At 74.3% G+C, this 8,302-nt stretch carries 9 protein-coding genes; 7 read left to right on the forward strand and 2 right to left on the reverse strand.

Features of this window, described 5'->3' with window-relative positions; genetic code table 11:
• Window positions 1–142: 142 nt before the first annotated feature.
• Window positions 143–1,762: a DUF885 domain-containing protein gene (locus KBX37_RS15345; protein WP_210776627.1), complete on the forward strand. Its 1,620-nt coding sequence runs from the start codon at window positions 143–145 to the stop codon at window positions 1,760–1,762.
• A 6-nt stretch (window positions 1,763–1,768) separates the two neighbouring features.
• On the opposite strand, the gene nudC is transcribed toward KBX37_RS15345, so the two are convergent.
• Both nudC and KBX37_RS15355 read right to left on the reverse strand, forming a co-directional pair.
• Window positions 1,769–2,734 carry an NAD(+) diphosphatase gene (gene nudC / locus KBX37_RS15350; protein WP_307849082.1) on the reverse strand — a complete coding sequence of 322 codons (966 nt, stop codon included), beginning with the start codon at window positions 2,732–2,734 and terminating at the stop codon, window positions 1,769–1,771.
• On the reverse strand, window positions 2,731–3,423 hold the full coding sequence (locus KBX37_RS15355; RefSeq protein WP_210776629.1) for a hypothetical protein: 693 nt from the start codon (window positions 3,421–3,423) through the stop codon (window positions 2,731–2,733). Before KBX37_RS15355 ends, nudC begins: the two co-directional genes overlap by 4 nt.
• A gap of 233 nt (window positions 3,424–3,656) precedes the next feature.
• Between KBX37_RS15355 and eno the strand changes: the two genes are divergently transcribed.
• The 6 genes from eno (at window position 3,657) to KBX37_RS15385 (ending at window position 8,081) form a co-directional block, all read left to right on the forward strand.
• Window positions 3,657–4,940, forward strand: coding sequence for a phosphopyruvate hydratase (gene eno, locus KBX37_RS15360; protein WP_210776630.1), 1,284 nt, complete (start codon window positions 3,657–3,659; stop codon window positions 4,938–4,940).
• 29 nt (window positions 4,941–4,969) lie between these two features.
• On the forward strand, window positions 4,970–5,593 hold the full coding sequence (locus KBX37_RS15365; protein WP_210776631.1) for a septum formation initiator family protein: 624 nt from the start codon (window positions 4,970–4,972) through the stop codon (window positions 5,591–5,593).
• A 34-nt stretch (window positions 5,594–5,627) separates the two neighbouring features.
• On the forward strand, window positions 5,628–6,182 hold the full coding sequence (locus KBX37_RS15370; RefSeq protein ID WP_210776632.1) for a DUF501 domain-containing protein: 555 nt from the start codon (window positions 5,628–5,630) through the stop codon (window positions 6,180–6,182).
• Between the two features lies 1 nt (window position 6,183).
• Window positions 6,184–6,696 carry an amino-acid N-acetyltransferase gene (locus KBX37_RS15375; RefSeq protein WP_210776633.1) on the forward strand — a complete coding sequence of 171 codons (513 nt, stop codon included), beginning with the start codon at window positions 6,184–6,186 and terminating at the stop codon, window positions 6,694–6,696.
• Window positions 6,697–6,726: 30 nt separating this feature from the next.
• Window positions 6,727–7,740 carry a hypothetical protein gene (locus KBX37_RS15380; protein ID WP_210776634.1) on the forward strand — a complete coding sequence of 338 codons (1,014 nt, stop codon included), beginning with the start codon at window positions 6,727–6,729 and terminating at the stop codon, window positions 7,738–7,740.
• Window positions 7,741–7,826: 86 nt separating this feature from the next.
• Window positions 7,827–8,081 carry a hypothetical protein gene (locus KBX37_RS15385; RefSeq protein WP_210776635.1) on the forward strand — a complete coding sequence of 85 codons (255 nt, stop codon included), beginning with the start codon at window positions 7,827–7,829 and terminating at the stop codon, window positions 8,079–8,081.
• The last annotated feature ends 221 nt before the right edge of the window (window positions 8,082–8,302 follow it).

The raw sequence follows: 8,302 nt of genomic DNA on the forward strand, positions 1-8,302 counted from the left end.
CCTGACGACGCCCGGCAACGTCGGAACCAACGTTGGAGCGCACCGGCAGAGGGAACAGGTCCTTGCGTGCGGGGATACCCCCGGACCGGGCCACCTGCTTCGGCGGGGGTAACGGACGGGCAGGCGTCGGTAGGGTCGGGGGATGGAATCCTTTGTGCCGCTGGCCGAGCGGATCGTCGAGGCCGTGCTGGAGAGCCGTCCCGGGCTCGCCACGTCCACCGGTGACCACCGGTACGACGACCGGCTCCCGGATCTGTCGGCGGACGCGGTCGCGGCCGACCAGGGGATGCTCAAGGAGGCAGCGGACGCGCTCTCCGAACTCGACCCGGATTCGCTGGACGTCGAGGAGCAGGTCGACCACGCGCTGCTCAGCGCCCTGGTCGACCGGGAGCTGTTCGAGCTGGGCGAGATCCGCGGGTACGAGTGGGACCCGCTGCGGCACAACCCGGGGCCGCTGCTGCACGCGGTGCTCGCCCGCCCGTACGCCCCGGTCGAGGAGCGCCTCACTTACCTGGCCGGGCGGCTGTCGGCCGTACCCGATGCCCTGGCGACCGCGCGCGCGACGCTGCGCGACATGCCCCGGATCCACGCCGAGACGGCGGTCGGGCAGTTCACCGGCACGGCAGCGCTGATCCGCGACGAGGTGCCGCTGCTGCTGGGGCAGGCGCCCGCCATGTTCGACCGGGTGGAGCCGGCCGCCACCGGAGCGATCGCGGCGCTGGAGGAGTTCGTGGCGTGGCTGCGCATCGGCCTCGAGGCCGACGCCGGGCCGGGGCGCGACCCCCGGCTGGGGCGGCGGCGCTGGGAGGCGCGGCTGTGGCACACCCTCGACACCGAGCTGGGCGCCGCCGAGGTGCAGCGCCGCGCCTGGGCCAACCTGGACCGGGTCACCGAGGAGATCCGCGCCGCGGCCGTCGAGCTGGTCGGCGGCCCGGCCGACGACGACACGGTACGCCGGGCGCTGGACCTGCTCGCCGCCGAGCACCCCGACAACCACTCCATCGTGGACCTCGCCTCGACCACCCTGGACGAGGCGGTCGACTTCGTCCGGGGCCGTGACCTGGTCACCCTGGTCGACGACCCGTGCGTGATCCAGGAGATGCCCGAGTTCGCCCGGGGCGTGGCCGTCGCCTACTGCGACTCGCCCGGCCCGCTGGAGACGGCGGCGCTGCCCACCTTCTACTGCATCTCGCCCACCCCGGCGGACTGGCCCGCGCACCGGGTGGAGTCGTTCTACCGCGAGTACAACGACCACATGATCCGCAACCTGACCGTGCACGAGGCGATGCCCGGCCACTTCCTCCAGCTCGCGCACGCCCGCCGGTACGCCGGCCCGACCCGGGTCCGCCCGCTGACCGAGTCCGGCGTGTTCATCGAAGGCTGGGCGGTCTACACCGAGGAGCTGATGGCCGGCCTCGGCTTCGGTGGCCTGCCGGTGCGGTTGCAGCAGCTCAAGATGCAGCTGCGGATGACCATCAACGCGCTGCTGGACCAGTTGGTGCACTGCGAGGACCTGCCCGAGGCGGAGGCGATGGCGCTGATGACCGGGCGCGGCTTCCAGGAGGAGGGCGAGGCGGCCGGCAAGTGGCGGCGGGCGCTGCTGACCTCCACCCAGCTCTCCACGTACTTCGTGGGCTACAGCGAGATCGCCGACATCGCCGCGGCGCGCCCCGCCGGGGTGTCGGTGCGCGACTGGCACGACGCGATGCTCGCGCACGACTGCCCGCCGCCGCGCCACCTGCGCACCCTGCTCGGCGTCTGACCCGGCTCAGCGCCGCCCGACGGTCACCGCCGCGTCGATCAGCCAGCGCGAGATGGAGTACGCCGGTGGCAGCTCCGCCGGCAGCGCGTCCACCGGGAACCAGCGCGCCTCGGTCAGCTCCCGCCCGTCCACCACCGGTTCGGCGGACGGGTCGGCAACGGTGGCGGTGAACCCGGTCAGCAGCGTCCCCGGCCCGGACATCGCCCACGGCTGGCTGCCGAAGTAGGCCACCCGGTCGACGGCCAGCCCGACCTCCTCGTCGACCTCCCGGCGTACCGCCGCCTCCAGCGTCTCGCCGGCCTCGACGAACCCGGCGACCAGCGCCCACAGCTCCGTCGGCCCGTACGCGTGCCGCACCAGCAGCAGCTCGTCGGGGCCGCCGGCCGGGCCGGGGCGGGTGATCGCGGTGAGCACGGCCGCGGAGAGCCGCATCGGCACGTACAGGTCGCAGCCGGGGCACCGGCGGGCCGTCTCGCCGGGCACGTCGGCCAGTTCGGCCCGGCACGCCCCGCACCACCGGTGGGTACGCCGCCAGGTGACCACCGCCAGCGCCCGCCCGGCCGCCGTGGCGAACGGCTCCGGCAGCTCGGCGGCGAGCGACCGCCAGCTGCGCCAGCGTCCCCACGCCTCCGCGGCCTCGGCCACGTCGGTCGCCCAGGCCGGTACGCCGTCCAGCGTGCCGACCGGTACCCAGTCGGTGTCGGCCGGCAGCTCGCCGACGTGGGCGAACCGCCCGTCGGCGCGGGTGAGCACCCGGCGACCGGAGACCGGCAGGGCCAGGTCGTCCGGCGCCGGCGCGGCGGTGCGGTCCGCCCCGGGGAGGAACCCGCCGCGAACGGGCGTCGCCGACGCGGCGGGTGGCACCGGTTCCCCGGCTGCGGACGCCCCGAGGGCGGTTGGGTCGGCGTTCCGGGCGGGCGCTCCGGCCGCGGACGCCCGTTCGGCGGGGAGGCCGGGGGGCGGCTCGGTCACGAGGTGGCCGGTCGGCGGTCCACCACACCCGCACCCGGCGGCACGGCGAAGGCGGCTGCCTCGACCGTCTCGGTGTAGCGGGTCAACGTCAGCTCGGTCGGGGTGCCGTCGAGGGTGCCGGTGAAGCTGCCCAGCAGCCCCTCGGTGGTGACGCAGGTGGTGAAGTCGCCGGCCGAGCGCCGCACGTCGACGCAGGTGGCGTGGTGGCCGGCGACCGTGGTGTCGCTCTGGGTGACCTGGGCGTCCGGGTCGAGGGCGGCCTCGGTGAGCAGCGCCATCACGGCCGGCGGGGTGACCAGGCCCCGCTTGTCCGCCTCGGTGTAGACGACCACCGACGGCTTCCCGGCGGTCAGCTCGGGCGGCAGCACGGTGCAGGCGGTCCGGCCGGCGGAGTTCTCGCACCGGGTGACCGCCTCCTGGGTCACCGTGATCTTGCCGTCCGGCCAGGTGTAGGCGGAGCGCAGCGGTTCCTGCGTCTGCGCGATCGAGGCCGTCCGTCCGCCGGCGAACCGGTAGTCCGCGGCCCAGGTGCCGGTCAGCGCGCCGTCCATCCGGGCGGCCAGGTCGTTGACCAGGTCGGCCCGGCCCAGCGCCCGGCCGGCGTCGTCCAGGGTCTGGCATCCGGTCACCGTGAGCGACGCGGCGACCGACACGGCCAGCACGCGGAGGGTGGTCGATACGGCGGGCATGGCGACCAGCGTGGTCGATCGGGTCCACCCGACGCAAACCCGTTGCCGGTTGACGCCCGAGAATCCGGGAATGTCCGTCTCACCCCGCGTGCCGGTGGGGATCCGGGGCGCGGTACGAACGGCGGGCGACGACGTGCGGCCGGCCGTCGCCCGATACGCTGCGTTCAACAGCTGCCCCAGCCGCACCGTCGCGGCCCATACCGGATTCGCACACACGAACGAGGAGCGACTCAGTGGCAACCATCGAGGGAATCGTCGCCCGGGAGATTCTCGACTCGCGGGGCAACCCGACGGTCGAGGTCGAGGTCGGGCTCGACGACGGCACGATCGCCCGCGCCGCGGTGCCCTCCGGCGCCTCCACCGGCGCCTTCGAGGCGATCGAGCTGCGCGACGGTGACTCCGACCGCTACCAGGGCAAGGGCGTCGAGAACGCGGTCGCCAACATCGAGGACAAGATCGTCGACCAGCTCATCGGCTACGAGGCGAGCGAGCAGCGGCTGATCGACCAGAAGATGCTCGACCTCGACGGCACGGACAACAAGGCCGAGCTGGGCGCCAACGCCATCCTGGGCGTCTCCCTGGCGGTGGCGAAGGCCGCCGCCGGCAGCGCCGAGCTGAGCCTCTTCCGCTACCTGGGCGGTCCGAACGCCCACCTGCTGCCGGTGCCGATGATGAACATCCTCAACGGTGGGGCGCACGCCGACTCCAACGTCGACATCCAGGAGTTCATGATCGCGCCGATCGGCGCGCCCAGCTTCCGCGAGGCGCTGCGCTCCGGCACCGAGGTCTACCACGCGCTGAAGTCGGTGCTGAAGAAGAAGGACCTCTCCACCGGCCTCGGCGACGAGGGCGGCTTCGCCCCGAACCTGCCGACCAACGCCGCCGCGCTGGACCTGATCGCCGAGGCGGTGGAGAAGGCCGGCTACCGGCTCGGCACCGACATCGTCTTCGCGCTCGACGTGGCCGCCACCGAGTTCTTCGACAACGGCACCTACACCTTCGAGGGCAGCGCGAAGTCCGCCGAGGAGATGAGCAACTACTACACCAAGCTCATCGGCGACTACCCGATCGTCTCCATCGAGGACCCGCTGTCGGAGGACGACTGGAGCGGCTGGGCGACCCTGACCGCGGCGATCGGCGACCGGATCCAGATCGTCGGCGACGACCTCTTCGTGACCAACCCGCAGCGCATCGCCCGGGGCATCGCCGAGAACGCCGCCAACGCGGTGCTGGTCAAGGTCAACCAGATCGGTTCGCTGACCGAGACCCTGGACGCGGTGGACCTGGCCCACCGGGCCGGCTTCAAGTGCATGATGAGCCACCGCTCCGGCGAGACCGAGGACACCACCATCGCCGACCTGGCCGTCGCCACCGGCTGCGGCCAGATCAAGACCGGCGCCCCGGCCCGCTCCGACCGGGTGGCCAAGTACAACCAGCTCCTGCGGATCGAGGAGGAACTGGCCGACGCGGCGCGGTACGCCGGCGCGGGCGCGTTCCCGCGTTACCGTTCGGCCTGACCCGCTGAGCCTCGGGGAGGGGTGTGACGATGCAGCAGCGCCGCACACCGGGCGGTCAGCGCCCCGCCCGTCGACCGACCGGTCGGCCGGGCGGGGCCCGTGGCGCCCGGCCGACCGTGCGCGACGGCGGGGTCCGTGCCGAGCCGCGGGCGGCCGCCGGCCGGACGCGGGGCGCCGAGGGCGTACGCTCCGCGAGCCGTCCCGCCGCCGCCCGGCGGACGGCGGCCGGCGGCACCATCAAGCGGCTCACCGCACCCCACCCCCGACGCTTCACCGGGCGGGCCACCGTGCTCTTCGCGGTGCTGATCGCGCTCGCCCTGGCCTACACCTATCCGGTCCGGGTCTACCTCGACCAGCAGGTGGACATCGAGCGGTTGGAACGCTCGCAGGCCGCCCAGCGGCAGGAGATCTCGAAGCTGTCGGCCGAGGCGGCGAAGTGGCAGGACCCGGCGTACATCGAGATCAAGGCCAGGGAACGGTTCTACATGGTCCGGCCGGGCGAGACGCCGGTGATCGTGCTGAACGACCCGGAGGGCGCGGCCCGGGACGCCAACTCCGGCCGGCCGCCGGTCCCGCCGAAGACCCCCGACCCCTGGTACGACACGCTCTGGTCGAGCGTGCGGGCGGCGAACGGCGAGCGCCCCGCTCAGTGAGCACCACCCGAGCACCGAACGAGAGATGGGCACCGTGACTGTCGTACCACCGCAGGAGCCGGCGGCGGACTCCGTACCCCTGCCGCAGCGGGAACCGGCCACCGAGGCCGACCTGGCCGCGGTGGCCGCGCAGCTCGGACGCCCGCCGCGCGGCACCCGGGCGGTGGCCCACCGGTGCCCGTGCGGGCTGCCCGACGTGGTGGAGACGACGCCGCGGCTGGCCGACGGCACGCCCTTCCCGACGCTGTTCTACCTGACCTGCCCCCGCGCGACGGCGGCGTGCAGCCGGCTGGAGTCGGCCGGGCTGATGAAGGAGATGGCCGACCGCCTCGCCGAGGACCCGGAGTTGGCCGCCCACTACCGCGCGGCGCACGAGGACTACCTCGCCCGGCGGGAGGCGATCGGCCAGGTGCCGGAGATCGCCGGCATCTCCGCCGGCGGGATGCCGGGCCGGGTGAAGTGCCTGCACGTGCACCTGGGGCACGCGCTCGGCGCCGGGCCGGGGGTCAACCCGTTCGGCGACGAGACGCTGGCGCTGGTGGAGAAGTGGTGGGCGGCCGGGCCGTGCGTGGACGTGCCGGCGGAGTGAGATGAGCGCCGCCGACGAGATCGTCGTACGCCGGGCGCGCACCGGTGACGTGCGGGGCATCCGGCGGCTGGTCGACACGTACACCGACGACCGGCGGCTGTTGAGCAAGGCCACGGTCACCCTCTACGAGGACGTGCAGGAGTTCCGGGTCGCGGTGACCGGCGACGGCACCCTGGTCGGCTGCGGCGCGCTGCACGTGATGTGGGAGGACCTGGCCGAGATCCGGACGGTGGCGGTGGACCCGGTGTGCCGGGGCCGCAAGATCGGTCATCGGATCGTGGGCGAGCTGATCGACGCCGCCCGGGAGCTGGGCGTCGCGCGGATCTTCGTGCTCACCTTCGAGACCCGGTTCTTCGGCGCGTTCGGCTTCACCGAGATCGACGGGGCGCCGGTGCCGCAGCCGGTCTACGAGCAGCTGCTGCGCTCGTACGACGAGGGTGTCGCGGAGTTCCTGGACCTGGAGCGGGTCAAGCCGAACACGCTCGGCAACACCCGGATGCTGCTGCGGCTGTAGCCCCTTGATCGTCTGCGGCACGCTGTGCCCGTGATGATCGTGCGGCGGACGGCCGCGGTCGTGGCGGCGCTGGTGAGCCTCGCCGCTCTGCTCGGGGTGGTACGCCTCGTCGCCCCCGCCACCGCCGGCATCGCCGCCGAACCGCCCGGGGTGGCCCGGCAGCTGACCTTCCTGCGCGCCGCGCTGGACGACGGCGCGGGGGAGGACGCCCAGGCGCTCTTCCCCGAGGGGTGGTACTTCGCGCACGTGCTGTACGGCCTGGCCCGGGTCGAGAGTGGTCTGCGGCAGCCGCCGGACCGGCGGGACGAGGCGCTGCGGGAGGCCCGCTGGGTTCAGCGGCTGGAGTCGCCGGCCGGCCGCGCCCCGTTCAGCCCCGACCTGACCCCCGGGTACGGAGTCTTCTACCAGGGTTGGACGAACTGGCTGCGCGGCGGCGTGCTCGCCCTGCAACCGGCGCAGCGCCGCGGCCCGGCCGAGGTCGCCCGCTTCGCCGACGCCTCGACCGTCCTCGCCGACGCCTTCGACGCGTCGGCCTCCCCGTACCTGGCCGCGTATCCGGGGCAGGCGTGGCCGGTCGACTCGACGGTGGCGGTCGCCTCGCTGCGCCTGCACGACACGCTGCTGCCGGCCCGCTTCGACCCGACGGTCCGGCGCTGGCTGGACGGCGTACGCCAGCGGCTGGATCCGCGGACCGGCCTGCTGCCGCACCGCGTGGATCTGGTCAGCGGAGCTCCGGCCGAGGTGGCCCGGGGGACCTCGCAGAGCGTCATCCAGCGCTTCCTGGCGGAGATCGACCCGGCCTTCGCCCGCGCGCAGTACCTACGGTTCCGGGAGCTGTTCGTTGTGTCGCCGCTGGGGCTCGGCCCGGCCGTCCGCGAGTACCCGCGCGGACTCGACGGGCCGGCCGACGTCGACTCAGGCCCGCTGCTGCTCGGGGTGAGCCTGTCGGTCACCGTGGTCACCCTGGGTGCCGCGCAGGCGCAGGGTGATACGCGCTGGCCGGATCGCTCGCCAACTACGGCGAACTGGTCGGCCTGCCCCTGAACACCCCGCACACCAAGCGGTACGCCTTCGGTGTCCTGCCGGTCGGGGATGCCTTCCTGGCCTGGTCGAAGACGGCCCGGCCGTGGGTGTCCGCGCCGCCGGACCCGCCCCCGGCCACGGTCTGGCGATGGTGGCGGCTGCCGCTGCTCTCGCTGCTGGTGCTGGTCGGCGTCCTGCCGTGGCTGCCGTGGCTGCTGCGTCGGCACCGCCGGTCGACCGCTCCGGTCGTGCCGCGTGGTGCGACGCCCGGGCCGTTCGCGCCCTCCTCGCCGGCCTCGGCGCCCGCCGGGCAGCCCGACACCACGGCGCTGCCCCGGCGTGTCGCGCCGCCCGAGGCATGACCCTTCTCAGCGGTATGCCTGGGAGTCATAAATATGCCTGACAGGCATGTCGCTCGATCAGGTCCATGCCCCCTGTCGCCGTCCGTCCGCTCGCCGCTCGCCCGCGCGCCGCCCGCCGCCCGCCCGCCGCCCGCGCCCTGCCGGCCGTCGTGCCGCCCGCCGCCCGCGCCCTGCCGGCCGTCGTGCCGCCCGCCGCCCGCGCCCTGCCGGCCGTCGTGCCG

Origin of the sequence: Micromonospora sp. U56 (assembly GCF_018070095.1) — a bacterium.
Classification (GTDB): domain Bacteria; phylum Actinomycetota; class Actinomycetes; order Mycobacteriales; family Micromonosporaceae; genus Micromonospora; species Micromonospora purpureochromogenes.